14 protein-coding genes and 5 pseudogenes are annotated in these 21122 nt (G+C 71.3%); 11 read left to right on the forward strand and 8 right to left on the reverse strand.

Features of this window, described 5'->3' with window-relative positions:
- Nucleotides 1–52: 52 nt before the first annotated feature.
- From JN350_RS07255 to JN350_RS07265, 3 genes are all read left to right on the forward strand, one after another.
- Nucleotides 53–838, forward strand: a complete 786-nt coding sequence (locus tag JN350_RS07255) for an isoprenyl transferase (RefSeq protein WP_173170760.1) — start codon at nt 53–55, stop codon at nt 836–838.
- A gap of 142 nt (nt 839–980) precedes the next feature.
- Entirely contained in the window at nt 981–2090 is a 1110-nt protein-coding gene (locus tag JN350_RS07260) for an aminotransferase class V-fold PLP-dependent enzyme (protein WP_111084809.1), read from the forward strand.
- A 483-nt stretch (nt 2091–2573) separates the two neighbouring features.
- The gene (locus tag JN350_RS07265; protein ID WP_181437469.1) at nt 2574–3935 is read left to right on the forward strand and encodes a PhoH family protein; all 1362 of its coding nucleotides are present in this window, start codon (nt 2574–2576) and stop codon (nt 3933–3935) included.
- Between the two features lie 105 nt (nt 3936–4040).
- On the opposite strand, the pseudogene JN350_RS07270 reads toward JN350_RS07265, so the two are convergent.
- From JN350_RS07270 to JN350_RS07285, 4 genes and pseudogenes are all read right to left on the reverse strand, one after another.
- A pseudogene (locus JN350_RS07270) lies at nt 4041–5397 on the reverse strand (class II fumarate hydratase).
- Nucleotides 5398–5521: 124 nt separating this feature from the next.
- The gene (locus JN350_RS07275; RefSeq protein WP_205464081.1) at nt 5522–6217 is read right to left on the reverse strand and encodes a carbonic anhydrase; all 696 of its coding nucleotides are present in this window, start codon (nt 6215–6217) and stop codon (nt 5522–5524) included.
- A gap of 76 nt (nt 6218–6293) precedes the next feature.
- Entirely contained in the window at nt 6294–6929 is a 636-nt protein-coding gene (locus JN350_RS07280; RefSeq protein ID WP_205464082.1) for a DUF4245 domain-containing protein, read from the reverse strand.
- Nucleotides 6926–7171 carry an exodeoxyribonuclease VII small subunit gene (locus JN350_RS07285; protein ID WP_194652321.1) on the reverse strand — a complete coding sequence of 82 codons (246 nt, stop codon included), beginning with the start codon at nt 7169–7171 and terminating at the stop codon, nt 6926–6928. The genes JN350_RS07280 and JN350_RS07285 overlap by 4 nt, the downstream gene beginning before the upstream one ends.
- A gap of 81 nt (nt 7172–7252) precedes the next feature.
- Here JN350_RS07285 and JN350_RS07290 point away from each other — a divergent pair, with 81 nt between their 5' ends.
- Nucleotides 7253–8008: an alpha/beta hydrolase gene (locus JN350_RS07290; RefSeq protein ID WP_205464083.1), complete on the forward strand. Its 756-nt coding sequence runs from the start codon at nt 7253–7255 to the stop codon at nt 8006–8008.
- Between the two features lie 25 nt (nt 8009–8033).
- On the opposite strand, the gene xseA is transcribed toward JN350_RS07290, so the two are convergent.
- The gene (gene xseA, locus JN350_RS07295; protein ID WP_205464084.1) at nt 8034–9326 is read right to left on the reverse strand and encodes an exodeoxyribonuclease VII large subunit; all 1293 of its coding nucleotides are present in this window, start codon (nt 9324–9326) and stop codon (nt 8034–8036) included.
- Between the two features lie 125 nt (nt 9327–9451).
- Between xseA and JN350_RS07300 the strand changes: the two genes are divergently transcribed.
- Complete coding sequence (locus JN350_RS07300; protein ID WP_374102062.1) at nt 9452–10516, forward strand: 4-hydroxy-3-methylbut-2-enyl diphosphate reductase; 1065 nt, start codon at nt 9452–9454, stop codon at nt 10514–10516.
- The gene (locus JN350_RS07305) at nt 10513–11277 is read left to right on the forward strand and encodes a DUF6264 family protein (RefSeq protein ID WP_205464085.1); all 765 of its coding nucleotides are present in this window, start codon (nt 10513–10515) and stop codon (nt 11275–11277) included. Before JN350_RS07300 ends, JN350_RS07305 begins: the two co-directional genes overlap by 4 nt.
- 293 nt (nt 11278–11570) lie before the next feature.
- Here the strand turns inward: JN350_RS07305 and JN350_RS07310 are convergent.
- Both JN350_RS07310 and fbaA read right to left on the reverse strand, forming a co-directional pair.
- Nucleotides 11571–12828, reverse strand: a pseudogene (locus tag JN350_RS07310) (M18 family aminopeptidase).
- 93 nt (nt 12829–12921) lie between these two features.
- Nucleotides 12922–13949, reverse strand: a pseudogene (fbaA, locus tag JN350_RS07315) (class II fructose-bisphosphate aldolase).
- Nucleotides 13950–14038: 89 nt separating this feature from the next.
- Here fbaA and glpX point away from each other — a divergent pair.
- A complete protein-coding gene (gene glpX / locus JN350_RS07320; protein WP_017886722.1) occupies nt 14039–15028 on the forward strand; it encodes a class II fructose-bisphosphatase in 990 nt (329 codons plus the stop codon).
- A gap of 198 nt (nt 15029–15226) precedes the next feature.
- Here glpX and JN350_RS07325 read toward each other — a convergent pair whose 3' ends face one another.
- Entirely contained in the window at nt 15227–16498 is a 1272-nt protein-coding gene (locus JN350_RS07325) for a DNA recombination protein RmuC (RefSeq protein WP_205464086.1), read from the reverse strand.
- A gap of 165 nt (nt 16499–16663) precedes the next feature.
- On the opposite strand from JN350_RS07325, the gene iolC reads away from it, so the two are divergent.
- From iolC to iolB, 4 genes and pseudogenes are all read left to right on the forward strand, one after another.
- A complete protein-coding gene (gene iolC / locus JN350_RS07330; protein WP_205464087.1) occupies nt 16664–17674 on the forward strand; it encodes a 5-dehydro-2-deoxygluconokinase in 1011 nt (336 codons plus the stop codon).
- A pseudogene (locus JN350_RS07335) lies at nt 17667–18655 on the forward strand (class I fructose-bisphosphate aldolase). The gene iolC and the pseudogene JN350_RS07335 overlap by 8 nt, the downstream one beginning before the upstream one ends.
- Nucleotides 18652–20164 (forward strand): annotated as a pseudogene (locus JN350_RS07340) (CoA-acylating methylmalonate-semialdehyde dehydrogenase). The pseudogenes JN350_RS07335 and JN350_RS07340 overlap by 4 nt, the downstream one beginning before the upstream one ends.
- Nucleotides 20165–20201: 37 nt before the next feature.
- Nucleotides 20202–21104 carry a 5-deoxy-glucuronate isomerase gene (gene iolB, locus JN350_RS07345; RefSeq protein ID WP_205464088.1) on the forward strand — a complete coding sequence of 301 codons (903 nt, stop codon included), beginning with the start codon at nt 20202–20204 and terminating at the stop codon, nt 21102–21104.
- The last annotated feature ends 18 nt before the right edge of the window (nt 21105–21122 follow it).

A 21122-nucleotide genomic window follows, 5' to 3' on the forward strand; every position in this document is an offset into this window, starting at 1 on the left:
TGGGGGAGCCGCACTCGGGACGCTCCGACCGACGGTGCACTACGCTCGGTGCGTGACCGGCAGGGTGGGATGGGCAGGACGAGGGATCCTCTACCGCGCCTACCAGAGCCGCATCCGCCGCCAGATCGAGGGCAGCGCGAAGCCGAAGCACGTCGCCATGATCGTCGACGGCAACCGTCGGTGGGCGAAGCAGCTCGGGCTCGAGTCCGCCGCGCACGGCCACCGCGCAGGCGCCGCGAAGATCCCCGAGTTCCTGACCTGGTGCGACGAGCTCGGCATCGAGGTCGTGACGCTCTACCTGCTCTCCGCCGACAACCTGACCGGTCGTGCCGGAGCGGAACTCAGTGAGCTCGTCGGGATCATCGGCGACCTGGCCGGGGTGCTCGCGGACACCACGGACTGGCGCGTCCAGCACGTCGGGTCGAACGAGGGCCTGCCCGACTCGCTCGTGTCCGCGCTCGCGCAGGCCGAGGAGCGCACCGCCGGCCGCACCGGACTCCACATCAACCTGGCCGTCGGGTACGGCGGACGCCGCGAGATCGCCGACGCCATGCGCAGCATCGTGGAGTCGCACGGCGCGGGTGGCGGCACGATCGACACCCTGGCCGAGGTCCTGACCCCCGAGCTCATCGGCGACCACCTGTACACGCAGGGCCAGCCCGACCCCGACCTGGTGATCCGGACCTCGGGCGAGCAGCGACTGTCCGACTTCATGCTCTGGCAGAGCGCGCACAGCGAGTTCTACTTCGTCGAGGCGCTCTACCCCGACCTGCGCGAGGTCGACTTCCTGCGCGCCGTCCGCGACTTCGGGCTCCGGTCGCGACGCTTCGGCGGCTGAGGCGGCTGAGGCGGCTGAGGCGGCTGCCTCCGGGACCCGACTGACGCTGACGAGCTGGCTGGCCAGGTCCCGCGTCGCGTCGGCCGCGGCAGCCCCGTCCCAGTAGGCTCTCAGGGTTCGACACTGTGAAAGGTGCACCCCTGTGAACATCGACGAGTACGCCGCCGGCTTCTCCGAGGACCCCGGCTACCTCGACCACGCTGCGTTCGGCCCCGTGCAGACCGCCGTGCTCGAGGAGCAGCGCGTGCTCGGCACGATCCAGGAGCACATGCGCTTCGGCGCCATGGAGACCCTCGACGAGCAGGACGCCCGCGTCCGAACGGTCGCCGCCCGCTTGGTCGGTCGCCGCGAGGACCAGGTCGTCTCGCAGACCGCGACGACGCCCGGCCTGCTCCACACCGCCTTCGGCCTGACCGGCGGCGTGCTGGTGTCGGCCGACGAGTACCCCTCGCTGCCGCTCGCACTGGCGAGCGCCGCCTCGGCGACCGGCGGCCGCGTCCAGCCGGTCGTCATCGAGTCCGGTGCCGGGTGGATGACGCCCTCGCTCATCCAGGAGCGCCTGACCGACGACGTGACGGCCGTGGCGGTGTCGCTGGTCGACTGGCGCACCGGCTACCTGGCCGACCTCGCCGGCATCCGCGAGGTCATCGGCGACCGCCTGCTGATCCTCGACGCGATCCAGGGCTTCGGGGTCGTCGACGCGCCCTACGAGATCGCGGACGTCGTCGCGACCGGCGGCCAGAAGTGGCTGCACGCCGGCTGGGGCACGGGCTTCACCGCCTTCAGCGACCGTGCCCTGAACCGCCTGCGTCCGGCCCTGTCCGGCCCGCACGGCACCACCGGCTGGCCCGTGGACGTCCCCGCCGTGCGCCCGGGTGCCGCCGGGTACCAGATGACCCGCATCGACCCCATCGCGCAGGCGCGCCTCGCGGTGTCGCTGGACCGGCTGACCGCCGTCGGTGTCGCCGCCGTGCAGGAGCGCGTCACCGAGCGCGTCGAGCGCGTGTTCGCCATCGCGGACGAGTTCGGGCTCGAGGTCGAGTCCAGCCGCGACCCGCGCGAGCGCGCCGGCATCGTCGTGCTGCGGCCGGCCGAGGGGCGCCTGACCGCGCTGTCCGCGGCGCTGCACAACCACGGCGTGACCGCGACGACGCGGCTCGGCGTCGCGCGAGTGTCGGTGTTCGCCTCGACGACGGACGAGACGCTGGACATGTTCCGGGACGCCTGCGTCTCGTACGCCACGCTGCAGTAGCGCGCGCTCCACCGGCGGACGGGAGGCGCGGGGCGGCGCCGCCACGGGCCTCCCCTCCGTCGAGTGGTCACGACCTGTCGGCTCGCGCGGTCGCAGCCGACAGCTGGTGACCACTCGACGCCGTCCGCGCGACGAGTCGCGACCAGCGGGCAGCCTGGAGGCGCGGTGCCAGGCTGCCTCGGGCCTCCCGTCCGCCACCCGCGAGCGGTCACGACGCACCGCGCACGTCCGCCGGCTGGTCGCCGTCTGTCGGGCGGCACGTCCGCAGCCGACAGCTCGTGACCGGTCGACTGCCGGTGTCACGTTGTTCACGTGACCGTAACGCCGGAAACCGCGTGTCGCTGGCGGGGTGTCGGAGGGCGGACGTACGTTGTCCCCATCGGGCACCGCGCCCGATCGAAGCGGCCACAGTCGGTGCTTCGGGACCCGCTCCACGGCCGCGTTCGAGGACATGGACCGGGCTGCTCGCGGCCCGGGGATGGAGTGGTCGTGACCTCTCAGAACGTCTCTCGCGGAACCCAGCACCAGCACACCGCGGACTCGTCCACATCGGTCGCCCAGCGCACGTACGTGCTCGACACATCGGTGCTCCTCAGCGATCCGCGGGCGTTGTTCCGCTTCGCCGAGCACGCGGTGGTCCTGCCCGTGGTGGTCGTCAGCGAACTCGAGTCGAAGCGCAACGACCCGGAGATCGGGTACTTCGCGCGGCAGGCGCTGCGGCTGCTGGACGAGATGCGCATCGAACACGAACGGCTCGACTTCCCGATCGCGCTCGGTGACGGCGGTTCCTTCCGCGTCGAGCTGAACCACTCCAACCAGTCCGTCCTGCCGTCCGGGCTGCAGCTCGGCGACAACGACTCCCGCATCCTCGCCGTCGCCTCGAACCTGCAGAACGACGGGCTCGACGTGGTGGTCGTGTCGAAGGACCTGCCCCTGCGCGTCAAGGCGTCGTCGATCGGCATGGCAGCCGAGGAGTACCGCGCCGAGCTCGCCGTCGACTCCGGCTACACGGGCATCGCCGACCTGCAGGTGTCCGGCGAGCAGATGGCCGACCTGTACGAGAAGGAGGAGATCCGCTCCGTCCAGCTCGACGGCGTGCCGGTCAACACCGGTGTCGTCATCCACTCCGAGCGCGGTTCGGCCCTCGGTCGCGTGCACACCGCCGGTTCCGTCGCCCTGGTCCGCGGCGACCGTGAGGTCTTCGGGCTCCGCGGCCGGTCCGCCGAGCAGCGGCTCGCGATCGACGCCCTGCTCGACTCCGAGATCGGCATCGTGTCCCTGGGTGGCAGCGCCGGTACGGGCAAGTCCGCGTTGGCCCTGTGCGCCGGGCTCGAAGCGGTCCTCGAACGACAGCAGCACAAGAAGATCATGGTGTTCCGGCCGCTGTACGCCGTAGGTGGCCAGGACCTCGGGTTCCTGCCGGGCGACGCCGGCGAGAAGATGAACCCCTGGGCGCAGGCGGTCTACGACACCCTCGGCTCGGTGGTGTCCGACAACGTCCTCGACGAGGTCGTCGAACGCGGCCTGATCGAGGTCCTTCCGCTCACGCACATCCGCGGTCGGTCCCTGCACGACGCGTTCGTGATCGTGGACGAGGCCCAGTCGCTCGAACGGAACGTGCTGCTCACGATGCTCTCCCGCATCGGGCAGAACTCCCGCGTGGTGCTCACCCACGACGTCGCGCAGCGCGACAACCTCCGGGTCGGACGGCACGACGGCATCGCGAGCGTCATCGAGCGGCTGAAGGGCCACCCGCTGTTCGCCCACGTCACACTGACCCGGTCGGAGCGCTCCGCGATCGCCGCCCTCGTGACGGACCTGCTGGACTCGCCCGACCTGGTCTAGCGCCCGGCTGTTCCCCACACGCGAAAGCGACAGATCTCCGCGAACGGTTCGCGGAGATCTGTCGCTTTGCCGAAGGGACAGCGCTGAGGGCTCAGTGCGGAGAGCTCAGTTCGGGTGGGTCATGGACAGGACGTCCAGTGCGGCGTCGAGCTGCTCCTCGGTGACCTCGCCACGCTCGACGTGTCCGAGCGCCACGACGGCCTGGCGGACGGTGATGCCCTCGGCGACGGCGTACTTCGCGACCTTCGCGGCGGCCTCGTAGCCGATGACCCGGTTGAGCGGGGTGACGATCGACGGCGACGACTCGGCGAAGGCCCGGGCCCGCTCGAGGTTCGCCTGCAGCCCGTCGATGGTCTTGTCGGCCAGCACCCGCGAGCTGTTCGCCAGCAGGCGGATCGACTCGAGCAGTGCCGTGCCCATGACCGGGATCGCGACGTTGAGCTCGAACGCACCGGACGCACCTGCCCAGGCGATGGTGGCGTCGTTGCCGATGACCCGCGCGCCCACCATCAGGGTCGCCTCGGGGATGACCGGGTTGACCTTGCCGGGCATGATCGACGAGCCCGGCTGCAGGTCGGGGATGTGCAGTTCGCCGAGCCCGGTGTTCGGGCCCGACCCCATCCAGCGCAGGTCGTTGTTGATCTTCGTCAGGCTGACCGCGAGCACCTTGAGGGCCCCGGAGGCCTCGACCAGTGCGTCGCGCGCGCCCTGGGCCTCGAAGTGGTCGACGGCTTCGGTGATCGGCAGGTCGGTGTCGCTCGCGAGCTGGGCGATGACCCGCTGCGGGAAGCCGTTCGGGGTGTTGATGCCGGTGCCGACGGCGGTGCCGCCGAGCGGGACCTCGGCGACGCGGGGAGCGTCGCGGTGACCCGCTCGATGCCCAGGCGGATCTGGCGTGCGTAGCCGCCGAACTCCTGGCCGAGGGTGACCGGGGTGGCGTCCATGAGGTGCGTGCGGCCGGACTTCACGGCGTCGGCCCACAGCGTCGCCTTGGCCTCGAGGGACTCGGCGAGGTGCTCGAGCGCGGGGACGAGGAGCGCAGCAGGGCTTCGGTGACGGCGATGTGCACCGAGGTCGGGAACACGTCGTTCGACGACTGCGAGGCGTTGACGTGGTCGTTCGGGTGCACCGCGGTGCCGCCGATGTCCGACGCCAGCGTGGCCAGGACCTCGTTCATGTTCATGTTCGACGAGGTGCCGCTGCCGGTCTGGTACACGTCGACCGGGAACTGGTCGTGGTGCTGCCCGCCGATGATCAGGTCTGCTGCGCCGGCGATGGCGTCGGCGACGGCGGGTTCGACGATGCCGAGCTCGCCGTTCACGATCGCCGCGGCGCGCTTGATGCGGGCGAGCGCCACGATCTGGGCCGACTCGAGCCCGGTGCCCGAGATGGGGAAGTTCTCGACCGCGCGCTGGGTCTGGGCGCGGTACAACGCCGACTTCGGCACCCGCACCTCGCCCATGGTGTCGTGCTCGATGCGGAACTCGGTCTCGGTGGTGTCGGTCACGTCGTCGTGGTCCTTCCTGGGGTGCTCGCCGGACGCGGTCGCGTCAGGGGACTGCGCCGCCGCACGAGGTCTCCGTGGGTCACGGAACCGGCGCCGGGCGTCTCGTTCGACTGTACCGGTGCGACGGATGTGGGACGTGTGGGTGCGGCGCCGCGGGGGCGTCAGGCGTTGCCGACCACCGTGTCGATGGTGACCTCGCCCGTGCCGAGGTCGTAGGTCGCGCCGACGACGGCCAGCCGGCCCTCGGCGATCGCGTCGGAGACGGCACCGGAGCGCTCGAGCACCTGGCGGAGCGTGGCCTCGAGGTGGGCGGCGCCGATCGCCTCCTGCGGAGCTCGGCGTCGGTGGCACGGACCTTCTCGACGCTCGGGGCGATGGCGTCGACCAGGGCCTGCAGGTGCGGCGCGGGGACCGGCTCACCCGAGCGGGCGGCAGCGACGGCACCGCACCGGGTGTGGCGCAGGACGACGACGAGCGGAGTGCCCAGCGCGACGACCGCGAACTCGATCGACCCGAGCACGACGTCGTCGACGATCTGCCCGGCGTTGCGGATGGCGAAGAGGTCACCGATGCCCGCATCGAACACGTGCTCGAACGGCACGCGCGAGTCGGAGCAGCCGAGGACGGTCGCGAACGGCGCCTGCGAGCCCTGGAGCTCGGTGCGGCGGTCGGGGTCCGTGCGACCCATGCGGCGCTTGTCGGCGGCGAAGCGGGCGTTGCCGTCGACCAGCAGGCGCAGGGCGTCGGACGGGGTGGAGGCGGCGCGGTCGGGCATGGGGCTCCTCGGATCGGGTCGGATCAGGTCGAGTGGTCGGGCTGCGGGGTGTCCGGCAGGATCCGTCTGGCGGTCGCTACTGCGAGAACTGCTTGGTCACGGCCGTGGCCACGGTGCGGTACGACGAGTCGTCGGCGGTGCCGGAGAGCACGATCGTGTTGGTGCCGAACGTCGACACGAGCGAGTACGCGTGGTTGCCGGCGTCGGAGCCCTCGGCCCGTCGGTCGTAGACGGTCCACTTCGTGCCGTCGATGACGCGCGTGCCGGTCGACGGTCGCTGGTCGAGCTGGTTCGACACCCACGAGCCGTTGGCGGCCACGCCCTGCTGCAGGCTGAGGTACTGCTTGTCCGGCGTCACGAACCCGACGGTCCAGACGTCGACGTCGTCCGAGGTCTTGTCGGAGAAGTCGGCCCGGTTCGACGTGAAGCCACTCGGCAGGTCGGGGGCGGCGAGGGTGATGTCACCGACGTGGGCGTCGGCCGCGATCTGCTGGTAGTCGACGGTGCGGTCGACCGTGGTGTTCGGCCGCACGACCACGGCGACGAGGAACAGCACGATGCCGAGCGACGCGATCAGCGCGATCACGAGGTTGAAGGCCGTCTGGTGCTGGCGGCGAGCGGTGCGTGCGGCGTCCTTGCGCGCCCAGGTCTCCTCTGCCGTCTCGGGGCGGCCGAGCTCGGCGACGATCGGGCGACCGTTCGCGTCGGTCATCGGCTGGAGCCGTCCTCGGCACTGCTGGCCGCACGGGCCGCGTCGAGCCGGGCCCGGGCGCCGACGAGCCACTCTTCGCAGCGGGCGGCCAGGGCTTCGCCGCGTTCCCAGAGCGACAGCGAGCGCTCGAGGGTCGCAGAGCCCTGTTCGAGCTCGCTCACGACGCGCACGAGTTCGTCGCGGGCTGCTTCGTAGCTCAGCGACTGGACGTCGGTCTGCTCGGGTTCCTGCTGGGATGGCACGACTCGATCCTACCGAGCGTCCACCGACTGACCGACGTGCCCGCTGCGCCTGGGGAGAACACCGGCCGGTAGGGTCGCGCCATGACGGATCTCCCCGAGGGCGTGGACTGGTACCCGGCACCGCACGGAACGAGCGCGGATCGCGACGGGCGGCCGGACCGCCCCTCGCTCGCGGTCGTCCTGCCCGGGGGCGGGTACGGCATGCACGCTCCGCACGAGGGTGAGGGGTACGCCCGCTGGCTGAACGGGATCGGTGTCGACGCGGTCGTCTTCGCGTACCCGCTCGCCCCGCACCGCCACCCGGACGCCGTGGTGGCGACCCGAGCGCTCGTCCGCGACCTGCGTGCCGGACGCTGGGCGGGCCTCCCGTCCGATCCGCGGATCGTCGTGATCGGTTCGTCGGCAGGCGGGCACCTGGCGGCCCTCGTGTCGAACGCACCGACGCCGGCCGAGCGCGCCGTGTCGGACGTCGACGACCGACCCGACCTGACGGTGCTCTGCTACCCGGTGACGTCGATGACGGACCACCCGCACGTCGGCAGCGCCGACAACCTGCTCGGACCGGGCGCGAGCGTCCGCGAGCGGTCCGCGGTCGACGCGGACCTGCTCGTCGACGACCGGACTCCGCCGACCTTCCTCTGGCACACGGCCGAGGACGAGCACGTACCGGTGACGCACTCGCTGTCCTACGCACACGCGCTGGCGCGGCACGGGGTGCCGTTCGACCTGCACGTGTTCGAGCGCGGGGTGCACGGCATCGGGCTCGCCGAGGGTCTCGGGCCGGCCGAGGCGTGGAGCACACTGGCGACGGCCTGGCTGCGCGACCGCGGCTGGTGAGCAGACCGTCGGCGACCCCGACGTGTCAGGCGGCCTGACCCGAGCCGGCGGGACCCGACCCGGCCGAACCCGACCCGGCCGAACCCGCACCGTCCGGACCCGGTCCGTCCGGCTCGAGCGTTCCGGTCGCCGTCCCCGCGCCGAGCGTGACGTGTACCGGCGTCTGCCCGGTCAGGTCGTCGGACGACCGCACCACGCCGCCGTCGGCCCGCTGCACGATCGCGTAGCCGCGGCGCAGGGTGTCGCGCGGGGACAGTGCACGGAGCCTGGCGGTCAGGTGCCCGACCTCGGAGTGGCCCCGCTCGAGCCGACGGTCGAGCAGCTCCCGCGATCGGGAGAGGTCGCGGGCGACCTCTTCCGCACGGGTGTCGACGAGCCACGCCGTGGACGCGAGCGCCGGGCGCGACCGGAGCGCGGCGATCCGGTCGGCCTCGACCGCGAGCGTCTGCGACAACCGCAGGCCGATGCGGGCACGGGCCTGCCGGACGTTCGCGAGTTCTTCCGCGACGTCGGGCACGACGCGCTTGGCGGCGTCGGTGGGGGTGGAGGCGCGGAGGTCCGCGACCTCGTCGAGGATGGGACGGTCCGCCTCGTGCCCGATGGCCGACACGATCGGGGTGCTCGCCGCTGCTGCTGCGCGGACGAGCCCTTCGTCGCTGAAGCCGAGCAGGTTCTGGAAGTCGCCGCCGCCACGGGCGATGATGATGACGTCCACCGTCGGGTCGGCGTCGAGCTCGAGGATCGCCGCCGTGACCTCGCCCACGGTGCGCTCGCCCTGCACCGCGGTGTGGACGGTGCGGAACTCGACCTGCGGCCACCGGAGCTGCGCGTTGCGCTTGACGTCCTTCTCGGCGTCGGAGTCCTTGCCCGTGATCAGGCCGATGCGGTGCGGCAGGAACGGCAGCCGCTTCTTGCGTGCGGGGTCGAACAGTCCCTCTTCGCCCAGGGTGCGGCGCAGGCGTTCGAGCCGTTCGAGCAGGTCCCCGAGGCCGACGTGCTTCATCTCGACGACCTGCATGGTGAGCGAGCCGCCCTTGACCCAGTAGTTCGGCTTGACGGCCGCGACGACCCGGTCGCCCTGCTTGATGTCCGCCGGCACCCGGGACCGCACGCTCGACCAGATCGAGAACGACACCGTCGCATCGACCTCGACGTCCTTGAGCTTGCCGTAGACGTTGCCGCCCGCGACGTTCCACTGCGTGATCTCGCCCTCGATCCACGCGGTGCCGAGGCGGTCGATCCAGTCGCGGAGCTTCGCGCCGAGGAGCGCGACCGGCCACGGGTTGTCGGCCGTCGGCGGGCCCTGTTCGATCGCCATGTCGCTCCTTCTCGTGCGGGACGTCCATCGTGCCCGACACCGGTGACAGCGGGCGCGCGGTGGGTTCTCCACCGACGGTGCCCGCGCCCAGGTCGCGCGCGTCCCGCTCACCTATCATCGGGGACGTGACGATCACCAACGGCCACACGGTCCCGCTCGCCCCTCCGCGTGTGCACGCGGCGCGTGGGCGACTGCGTGACGAGCCGGTCGCCGGTCCGAAGAAGGTGCTGCTCGCGGCACCACGCGGCTACTGCGCCGGGGTGGACCGAGCGGTGGTCGCGGTCGAGAAAGCGCTCGAGCAGTACGGCGAGCCCGTCTACGTCCGCAAGCAGATCGTCCACAACGTCCACGTCGTGTCGACGCTCGAGCAGCGCGGTGCGGTGTTCGTCGACGACGTCGCCGAGGTCCCGCGCGGTTCGCACGTCGTCTTCAGCGCCCACGGCGTCTCGCCGGCCGTCGTCGCCGGTGCCGCCGACCGCGACCTGCACGCCATCGACGCCACCTGCCCCCTGGTCACCAAGGTCCACCGCGAGGCCACCCGGTTCGCCAAGGCGGAGCGCACCATCATCCTGATCGGGCACACCGGCCACGAAGAGGTCGAGGGCACGATGGGACACGCCCCCGACCGCACGATCCTCGTCAACGGACCGGACGACGTCGCCGCGCTCGACGTCCCCGACCCCGACAACCTCGTCTGGCTGTCGCAGACCACGCTGAGCGTCGACGAGACGATGGAGACCGTCCGCCTGCTGCGCGAGAAGTACCCCACGATCGCGAACCCGCCGTCCGACGACATCTGCTACGCCACCCAGAACCGCCAGGTCGCGATCAAGAAGGTCGCCCCGGGCACCGACCTGGTGATCGTCGTCGGCTCCGCGAACTCGTCCAACAGTGTCCGTCTGGTCGAGGTCGCCCTGGAGCACGGGGCGAAGGCCGCGCACCGCGTCGACTACGCCGAGGAGATCCGCCAGGAGTGGCTCGACGGCGTCGCCACCGTCGGTGTCACGAGCGGTGCGTCCGTCCCCGAAGAGCTCGTCGCCGAGGTCCTCGAACAACTCGCCGACGCCGGGTACGGCGCCGTGGAAGAAGTCGTGACCGCACACGAAGACCTGATGTTCTCGCTCCCGAAGGAGCTCCGCACCGACGCGTCGGGCAACCCGACGCGCGCGCTCGGCGGGCGTCGGGCATGAGCGGCGCGGACGGCTGGGGCTCGGTGCCGCAGCGCGAGCCGGGTCACGTCGACGACACGGCGGCAGCCGGCCAGGAGGCCCGGGGCACGTCCCCGACGACGGCCGCCGGTGCCGCGAGCGGCCGGGTCCACGGCCGACCCGCCCCCGCGTACGGCGAGTACGCACCCGAGGGATGGGTCAACCCGGTCCTGGTCGAACAGGAACGTCAGGAGCGCGAGCAGCAGGAGCGCGACCGCCGCCAGCAGGCGGCGAGCCAGGCCGGGCAGGACAGCGCGACCGCGTACCGGTCCGGTGCCGGTGCGCCGACCGGCACCGTGCCTCCGGGCCGACCCGGCGCAGCAGGAGACCCGGCCACCGGCGGGCCGCAGCGTTCCGCGTCGACGAGCCGGTTCGGACGCACGCCCGCCGACTTCGTCCTGACGGTGGGGCTGCTCGCCTTCGGACTCATCTCCGTGGTGCAGTCCCTCGCGGTGACCAACGTCGCGTCGACGGTGCGTCGGACCCTCGAGACGCAGTACACGGCGCTGAACGACCCGAGTGCACTGAGCGGTGCCGCGGTCATCGGAGCGATCACGAACGTCGTGGTCTTCGCGCTCGTGGCGTGGTGGTCGATCCGCCGGCTCCGTGCACGCAAGCGCACGTTCTGGGTACCGATCGTCGGCGCGGTCGTGGCCACGTTCGTGAGCACCATCGCGTTCGTCGTCGTGGTGTTCCAGGACCCGCAGTTCGTCGAGTTCATGATGCGCCAGGCCGGCGCCTGACCTCCTGACCGCCGGGCTGCTCGCGGCGCCGGGGTGCTCGCGGCGCCGGGCTGCGCGCTGCGCCGGCATCCGCGCGTCGAGTGGTCGCAACACCCCGCGGCCCCGCCGTCGAGCGGTCACGAAGTGTCGTCCGGCACCGGCGTGACCGACAGTTCGTGACCACTCGGTGCTGCGCGCGCGGGGAGTCGTGACCACCCCGGCCCGTGGACGCCGGCCCGCGGACGCCGGCCTGGGCTCAGCCGGCCCGCGGACGCCGGCCAGGGCTCAGCCGGTCCGCGGACGCCGGCCAGGGCTCAGCTGGCCAAGAAGGCGGCGACGGCACCGTGCAGTGAGGCCAGGTCCTCGACGTGCACGAGCTCGCGGACCGAGTGCATCGACAGCAGCCCGACGCCGATGTCGATCGTCGGGATCCCGAGCCGGGTCGCGGCGATCGGACCGATGGTCGAGCCGCCGGGGATCGTGTTCACGTTGACGAACGGCTGCCACGGCACCCCGGCCGTGTCGCACGCGGCGGCCCAGACGGCCTCGCCCTTCGCCTCGGTCATGTAGCGCTGGTTCGCGCTGATCTTCAGCAGCGGACCGGCACCGGGGCGCGGGCGGTTCGTCGGGTCGTGCTTCTCCGGCTGGTTCGGGTGCACCAGGTGGCCGGCGTCGCTCGACAGCAGCCACGAGGCGCGGAACGCCCGTGCGGCCTCGGAGCGGGAGGCGCCGAGGCCCTCCTGCACGCGGCCGAGGACGTCCTCGAGGAACGGGCCACCGGCACCGGACGGGGTCGAGGAGCCGATCTCCTCGTGGTCGAACGCCGCGAACACGGGGATGTGGTCACCGTCGACCGGGGCGTCCACGATGCCGCGGAGTCCGGCGTGCACGCTCGTCAGGTTGTCCATCCGGCCCGACGCCAGGAACTCGCGTTCGATACCGATGCGGGCGGGGGCTGGGTGTCGGCGAGGAAGAGGTCCCACGACACGGCATCGTCTCCGAGCCGAGCGCGCAACCACTCCACGGCCGAGGTCCCGCCGGCGTCGCCTTCCACGCCGACGATCGGCAGCGTGTGGCGCTGGCGGTCGATCTCCTTGCCGTCGTTCACCCCGCGGTCGAGGTGGATCGCGAGGTTCGGGATGCGGGCGACGGCGTCGGTGCTGACGAGCCGCACGCTGCCGTCGGCGTCGACGACCCGGCCGGCGATGCGCAGGTCGCGGTCGAACCACGTGGACAGGAGCGCGCCGCCGTAGACCTCGACGTTCAGCTGCTCCCACCCGCCGGTGCGGACCCCGGGGTTCGGCTTGATGCGGAACCCGGGGAGTCGGTGTGTGCGCCGAGGATCCGGAACGGGGTCGTCGCCGTCGCACCCTCCGGCAGTCGCCACGCGATGACCGCACCGTCGCGGACGACGACGTACGCACCGGGTTCGGTCGGCCAGGCGTCGAGCTCGGACAGCTCGGTGAACCCGGCTGCGACGAGGCGGTCGCGCGCTGCCGCTGCCGCGTGGAACGCGGTGGGCGACTCGGTGACGAACTGGGCGAACTCGGAGGCGATGGCGTCGACGGTCACCCGCCCATCGTGGCATGCGGTGGAGTCGACCGGATGCAGAACGGGGCACGTCCGTCGGACGCGCCCCGTTCCTCCTGGCAGTCGCCCCCGGTGTCAGCCCTGGGTGTGACCGGCGGAGCCGAGCACCTTCGCGGCCTCGCCCACGCGAGCCGCCATGGCGGACTCGGCGACCTTGCCCCAGGCGCGGGGGTCGTACTGCTTCTTGTTGCCGACCTCGCCGTCGATCTTCAGGACGCCCTCGTAGTTCCGGAACATCGAGTCGGCGATCGAGCGCGTGAACGCGTACTGCGTGTCCGTGTCGATGTTCATCTTGATGACGCCGTTGCGGACGGCCTCGTGGATCTCGTCGTCGGTCGAGCCGGAGCCGCCGTGGAAGACGAGGTCGAGCGGGTTCTCGCCCGTGCCGTGCTTGGCCGCGACCGAGGCCTGGATCTCGCCGAGGAGCTCGGGGCGGAGCTTGACGCCCCCGGCTTGTAGACACCGTGCACGTTGCCGAAGGTGAGCGCGGCGATCCAGCGCCCCTCGTCGCCCAGGCCGAGCGCGTCGACGACCCGCTCGACGTCGTTCGGGGTCGTGTAGAGGGCGTCGTTCGTGCCCTCGTGCTCGACGCCGTCCTCTTCGCCGCCGACGACGCCGATCTCGACCTCGAGGATCGCGTTGATGTTCCGCGTCTTCGACAGCATGGTCTTCGCGATCTCGATGTTCTCGTCGAGCGGCACCGCCGAGCCGTCCCACATGTGCGACTGGAAGATCGGGTTGCGGCCCTGCCGGACCTCTTCTTCGCTCGCCGCGATGAGCGGCAGGACGAAGCCGTCGAGGGCGTCCTTCGGGCAGTGGTCGGTGTGCAGCGCGACCGTGATGTCGTAGTTCTTCGCGACCTCGTGGGCGAACTTCGCCATCGCGAGGGCACCGGCGGCACGGTTCTTGATCGTCTGGCCGGCGAAGTAGTCGGCACCGCCCGTCGTGACCTGGAGGATGCCGTCCGAGCCGGACTCCTGCAGGCCCTGGAGGACCGCGTTGATGGTCTGCGACGAGGACACGTTGACCGCGGGGTACGCGAACTTGCCCGCCTTCGCGCGTTCGATCATCTCGGCGTACTGTTCCGGCGTTGCGATGGGCACGTGGATCTCCTTCGACTTCGGTGATGTCCCCGCCGATCGTAGTCAGCCGGACTGGAGTGTGACTCGACGGCGGTCGGTAAGCTCGGGTCGTGACTCCCACTACGGAAACCGGCTCCCTGTTCCTCCAGCCCGACCGCAACCTGGCCCTCGAGCTCGTGCGTGCGACGGAGGCCGCCGCGATCCGTGCGCAGCCGTGGGTCGGGCGCGGCGAGAAGAACCTCGCCGACGGCGCTGCGGTCGACGCGATGCGCAAGTTCCTCGGCACGGTGAACTTCGACGGCGTCGTCGTCATCGGTGAGGGCGAGAAGGACAACGCCCCGATGCTCTACAACGGCGAGCACGTCGGCAACGGTCACGGCCCGGCCTGCGACATCGCGGTCGACCCGATCGACGGCACCTCGCTCACCGCCGCCGGTCGTCAGAACGCCATCTCCGTCATGGCCGTCTCGGACCGCGGTTCGATGTACGACCCCTCCGCCGTGTTCTACATGGACAAGATCGCCGCCGGGCCCGAGGGCCGCGGGGTCCTGGACCTCGAGAAGCCGATCGGTGACAACATCCGTGCGCTGGCGAAGGCCAAGGGCAAGGACCTCGAGGACATGGTCGTGGCCGTGCTCGACCGTCCCCGCCACGACGAGCTGATCCGCGCGATCCGTGCGACCGGTGCCGGCACGCGTCTGCTGCTCGACGGTGACGTCGCCGGTGGCATCGCCGCCGCCCTGCCCGGCTCGACGATCGACATGTGCGTCGGCGTCGGTGGCACCCCCGAGGGCATCATCACGGCGTGCGCGATCAAGGCGCTCGGCGGCGTGATCCTCGGCAAGCTCCAGCCGAAGGACGACGAGGAGCGCGAGCGCGCCATCGCCGCAGGGCACGACCTGGACAAGGTCCTCGACCAGGACGACCTGGTCACGGGCGACAACACGTTCTTCGTCGCCACCGGAGTCACCGACGGCGTGCTGGTCGACGGTGTCCGCCGCTCGCGCGGCGTCATCCACACCGACTCGCTCGTGCTGCGGTCCCGCTCGAACACCATCCGCCGGATCCAGGCGGACCACCGTGCGGAGAAGTGGTTCTGATCCGCTGATTCGCTGAGCGGCGGTTCGCCCGCCGGGGCCGGGCGAGTCGCGGTTCGGACTGACTCCGCCCGACCACAAGCCGCCCGAACCGCGCAAACGCCTGGTTCGGGCGGCTTTTGGTTGCGCGGCGCGCGCCGCGCGGCGCGTCGTCCGCGCGGGCTCGCGTGCCGCGTGCCGCGTGCCGCGCGAGGCCCCGCGTCAGTCGACGTCGTGCACGTCGGACACGCCGACGAGCTCCGGCGCCGTCAGCAACCGCGGCTCGTCCTCGATCGACGCCGGGTCCGCGATCACCTTCGACTCGTCGAGCAGCGACAACCGACGGGCGCTCGGCAGCACCTGCCGCTCGAGCGACCCCACGAACCGGTTGTAGTCGACGACGGAGCCCCGGATCGAACGACCGAGCTTGTCGACGTGCCCCGCCATCGTGGACAGCCGCCCGTAGAGCTCGCGCGAGACGCGGAAGAGCTCGTGCGCCTCTTGCGAGACGACGTCCTGTTGCCACGAGAAGGCCACCGTCTTCAGCACGGACCACAGGGTCACGGGTGAGGCGAGGGCGATGCGCTTGCGGAAGGCGTGGTCGAGCAGGCCTGGGTCGGCGGCGAGGGCGCTCGAGATGAGCGACTCGGACGGGATGAAGGCGACGGTGAGCTCAGGGGAGGCGTCGTACCCGGTCCAGTACTCGCGCGCGGCCAGGGCATCGACGTGCGCGCGGAGCGCCTTGACGTGCTGTCCGATGAGCGCCTCGCGGCGAGCACCTTCAGCGCCGGTGGCGGTCGCCGGGATCTCGGCGGCCTGCAGGTAGGCGCTGAACGGCACCTTGGCGTCGACGGCGATGGTCTTGCCGCCGGGCAGGTGCACGACCATGTCGGGCCGGGCGGTGCCGGCTGAGGTGGTGACCGAGGACTGCACGTCGAAGTCGACCCGTTCGAGCAAACCGGCGGCCTCGACCACGTTGCGGAGCTGCGTCTCGCCCCACACCCCGCGGGTGCTGTTCGACGACAGGGCGCTGGCCAGGGTGTCGGCCGTGGCGCGCAGGCGTTCCTCGGACTCGGCGGCCGACCGGAGCTGCGCGGACAGGGCGCCGTACTGCTCGCTGCGGGACTGCTCGAGTTCGGCGATCTTCGTGCGCATGACGTCGAGGGTCTGCGCGACGGGGCTGAGGGCGGAGAGCACCTTCGACTCGTTCTGGTTCCGGGCCGAGTCGGCGCCGTGCATGCGCTGCACGAGGTGCTCGAGCTCGGCCGAGCGCCGTTCGAGGGAGTCGACCTGTCGGCGGTACTGGGCGTCCTGCGCGTCGAGGCGTTCCTCGGCGTCGCGGCGGACCTCGTCGAGCCGCGTGCGGAGTGCTTCGGCGCTCGCGCGCGACGCGGCGGCGTCGGCGCCGGCGCGCGACCGCGCGAGCGACCAGGCGACGACCGCACCGACGGCGATGCCGATCACGAGACCGATGACCAGGGCGAGGATCTGCATGTCGTGACCCTGGCAGGACCCACCGACACCGGGCCTCCCGGCCCACCGACACGCCCACGGGCCCGGCGGGACCAGCCCCGAAACCATGTCATGACATTAGGGCAAACACGGTGTACAGTCGTGAACGTCCGCCGATGAAGCCGCACGGAAGGTCCACCACGTCGCATGACGAACCACGCTCCCCACGCCTACGACGTGATCACGATGGGACGCGTCAGCGTCGACATCTACCCGCAGCAGACCGGCCCGCTCGAAGACGTCACGACGTTCTCGAAGTCCGTCGGCGGCAGCGCGACCAACGTCGCCATCGCCGCAGCGCGCCACGGGGCCGACGCCGCGGTCATCACCCGCACCGGCAACGACCCCTTCGGCCGGTACATCGCCCGCACGCTGCCGGAGTTCGGCGTCGCGAACGCCTTCGTCGAGACGGTCGAGGGGCTGAACACCCCCGTCGCGTTCTGCGAGGTCTTCCCGCCGGACGACTTCCCGCTCTACTTCTACCGGGCCCCGAAGGCGCCGGACCTGATGATCACGGCGAAGTCCCTGCCGCTGCACGAGATCGAGCGCGCGAAGATCTTCTGGACCACGGTGACCGGCCTGAGCGAGGAGCCGAGCCGGCAGGCACACCACGTCGCGTACGAAGCGCGCACAGCCGCGCAGAACAGCACGAAGACGCACACCGTGTTGGACCTGGACTACCGCTCGATGTTCTGGTCGAGTCCCGAGGCTGCGACGCGCGAGGTCGCCGTCGCCCTCGAGCACGCCACGGTCGCCGTCGGCAACCGCGAGGAGTGCGAGGTCGCCGTCGGTGAGACCGACCCGGTCCGCGCTGCCGACGCCCTGCTCGAGCGCGGCGTCGAGATCGCCATCGTCAAGCAGGGCCCCAAGGGCGTGCTGGCGAAGACCCGCGACGAGTTCGTCGAGTTCCGGCCGCACCACATCGACGTCGTCAACGGGCTCGGCTCGGGCGACGGCTTCGGCGGCGCGCTGACCCACGGCCTGCTGCAGGGCTGGGGCCTCGAGCGGATCCTCGCCTTCTGCAACGCCGCCGGCGCCATCGTCGCGACCCGGTTCGAGTGCTCGACGGCGATGCCCACGAGCGACGAGATCGAGCAGTTCCTGACCGACAACCCCGCCGAGGGAACGACGCACACCGAGGAGAAGACCCATGCCTGAGATCAGCCCCGCTGACTTCCAGCGCCTCCGGGACATCCGCGCCGGACAGCCCGAACTGGTGCGGTCCGTGCTCGACGCTCGGCACAGGCGCTCCCTGCTCGCCGACGACGGCAAGCTCTTCATCGTCGCCGCCGACCACCCGGCACGCGGTGCCCTGGCGGTCCGGAACGACGAGTCCGCGATGGCCGACCGCTACGACCTGCTCGAGCGGCTCGTCACGGCGCTCGGTCGCCCCGGCGTCGACGGGGTGCTCGGCACCCCCGACATCCTCGAGGACCTGGCACTGCTCGGCGCCCTCGACGGCAAGGTCGTCGTCGGGTCGATGAACCGCGGCGGGCTGCGCGGGGCGACGTTCGAGATGGACGACCGCTACACGGCGTACTCGGCGCAGGCCATCAAGGACTCCGGACTCGACTTCGCCAAGCTCCTGGTGCGCATCGCGCTCGAGGACGCGGGCACGGCCCCGACGCTCGAGGCCACGGCCCGCGCCGTCAGCGAGGCCGCCGCGCTCCAGCTGCCGATCATGCTCGAGCCGTTCATGTCCGCATGGCAGGACGGCCGGGTCGTGAACGACCTGACCGCCGACGCCGTCATCACCTCGATGGCGATCGCCGCGGGCCTGGGGAGTCCAGCGCCTACAGCTGGCTGAAGATCCCGGTCGTCGACGACATGGAGCGGGTGATGGCCGCGACGACGCTGCCGACGCTCCTGCTCGGTGGCGACCCGGCTTCGCGCCCGCTCGAGACCTACGCGAAGTGGGCCGACGCCCTCGCACTCCCCGGCGTGCGCGGTCTGGTCGTCGGCCGCACCCTGCTCTACCCGCCGGACGGCGACGTCGCCACCGCGGTCGACGTGGCCGCCGGTCTCGTCCACAGCCAGGAGGCCCGGGGTGGGTTCTCCACAGATGCTCACGACCCAGCCGCTCGGCTCGCGGGCGCCACCACCATGGACTCGTCCATCTCGGAAGGAAGCAACGCATGACGCTCACCGACACCACCACCACCACCGTCGGGCACTGGATCGGCGGGGCACGCGTCCCGTCGTCGTCGGGGCGGACGGCGCCGGTGTACGACCCGGCCCTGGGCGTCGCGACGAAGCAGGTCGCCCTGGCGAACGAGGACGAGATCCAGGCCGCCATCGCGAGCGCCAAGGCGGCGTTCCCGGCGTGGAGCAACCTGTCGCTCACCAAGCGCCAGCAGATCCTGTTCTCGTTCCGCGAGATCCTGAACCGCGACAAGGGCGAGGCTCGCCGAGATCATCACGAGCGAGCACGGCAAGGTCATCGACGACGCGCTCGGTGAGATCGCCCGCGGGCAGGAGGTCGTGGAACTCGCGACGAACATCCCGAGCCTGCTCAAGGGCGAGTTCAGCGACCAGGTGAGCACCGGCATCGACGTGTACTCGATCCGGCAGCCGCTCGGTGTCGTGGGCATCATCAGCCCCTTCAACTTCCCGGCGATGGTGCCGCTGTGGTTCCTGCCGATCGCGATCGCTGCGGGCAACACCGTCGTGCTGAAGCCGTCCGAGAAGGACCCGAGCGCCGCCATCTGGCTCGCCGAGAAGTTCTCCGAGGCCGGTCTGCCCGACGGCGTCTTCAACGTCCTGAACGGCGACAAGCTCTCGGTCGACGGCCTGCTCACGAGCCCCGACGTCGAGTCGATCTCGTTCGTCGGTTCCACGCCGATCGCGCAGTACGTCTACGAGACCGGCACGAAGCACGGCAAGCGCGTGCAGGCCCTGGGCGGCGCGAAGAACCACATGCTGGTGCTGCCGGATGCCGACCTCGACCTGGTCGCGGACAACGCCATCAACGCGGGCTTCGGCTCCGCCGGTGAGCGCTGCATGGCGATCTCGGTCGTCGTCGCCGTCGAGCCGGTGGCCGACGAGCTCATCCAGAAGATCAAGGACCGCGCGGCCACCCTGCGCATCGGCGACGGTCGTCGCGGATGCGACATGGGCCCGCTCGTCACGAAGCAGCACCGTGACAAGGTCGCCTCGTACATCGAGGTCGCAGAGCAGGACGGTGCGGTGGTTGTGGTGGACGGCCGCACCGTCCGACCCGACGGCGACGAGAACGGCTTCTGGCTGGGCCCGACGCTGATCGACCAGGTCCCCACCACGAGCCGCGTCTACACCGAGGAGATCTTCGGCCCGGTGCTGAGCGTCGTCCGTGTCGCCACGTACGAAGAGGGCCTCGAGCTCATCAACAGCGGTGCGTACGGCAACGGGACCGCCATCTTCACCAACGACGGCGGCGCCGCCCGTCGCTTCCAGCGCGACGTGCAGGTCGGCATGATCGGCATCAACGTCCCGATCCCCGTGCCGGTCGCGTACTTCTCGTTCGGCGGCTGGAAGAACTCGCTGTTCGGTGACCACAAGGCGTACGGCGCCGACGGCGTGAGCTTCTTCACCCGCCAGAAGGCGATCACGAGCCGCTGGCTCGACCCGTCGCACGGCGGCATCAACCTCGGCTTCCCGTCGAACAACTGAGCCGCAGCATGGCGAACGAACAGCACGAGCACGACCAGTGGTTCATCCCGAAGGGAGCCGGCCGGAGGCCGGCTGGACCGACGTCGTCGACGGCCGCATCGCAGGATGGGTGCACACCGGGCTCCGGACCGGCACCCTGACGGACGGTGACCCGACCGGCACGCGCGAGTTGCGCCTCCCGTCCGACGCCGTGGAGCGCATCGTCGTGCCGCTCGCCGGGTCGTTCCACGTGACCTACGCAGGCGCCGCCGGCGACGGCGAGCAGGCCCTGCAGGGGCGCGCGAGTGTCTTCGAGGGCCCCACCGACGTCCTGTACCTGGGGTCCGGCACCGCGGCGACGATCACCGGCGCAGGCCGGTTCGCGGTCGCCGAGGCGCCCACCGACACCGTCAAGCCGACCACGTACGTGGCCCGGCAGGACGTGCCGGTGGAGCTCCGCGGTGCCGGGCAGTCGAGCCGGCAGGTGCACAACTTCGGCACCCCGGCCGCTCTCGACGCGGACAAGTTCATCGTGTGCGAGGTGATCACGCCGGCCGGCAACTGGTCGTCGTACCCGCCGCACAAGCACGACACGAACGTGCCGGGCAAGGAGTCGAACCTCGAGGAGATCTACTACTACGAGTCCGCGGTCGCGCGCGGCCTCTCCGCTCCGGCCTCCGCCGACCCGTTCGCCCTGCACCGGACCTACGCCTCGGACGATCGTCCGATCGACGAGTTCCGCGAAGTGCGCACCGGCGACGTCGCGCTGGTGCCGCACGGCTGGCACGGTCCCGCCGTCGCCGCTCCGGGCTACGACATGTACTACCTCAACGTGATGGCCGGGCCCGACCCGGAGCGCGTCTGGAACATCACCGACGACCCGGCCCACGGCTGGGTCCGCCAGGCATGGGCGAGCGAGCAGCTCGACCCGCGCCTGCCCTACGAGAAGGAGTCCGCGTGACCACCACCACGCGCGAAG

Source organism: Curtobacterium sp. 24E2, from assembly GCF_016925595.1.
Classification (GTDB): domain Bacteria; phylum Actinomycetota; class Actinomycetes; order Actinomycetales; family Microbacteriaceae; genus Curtobacterium.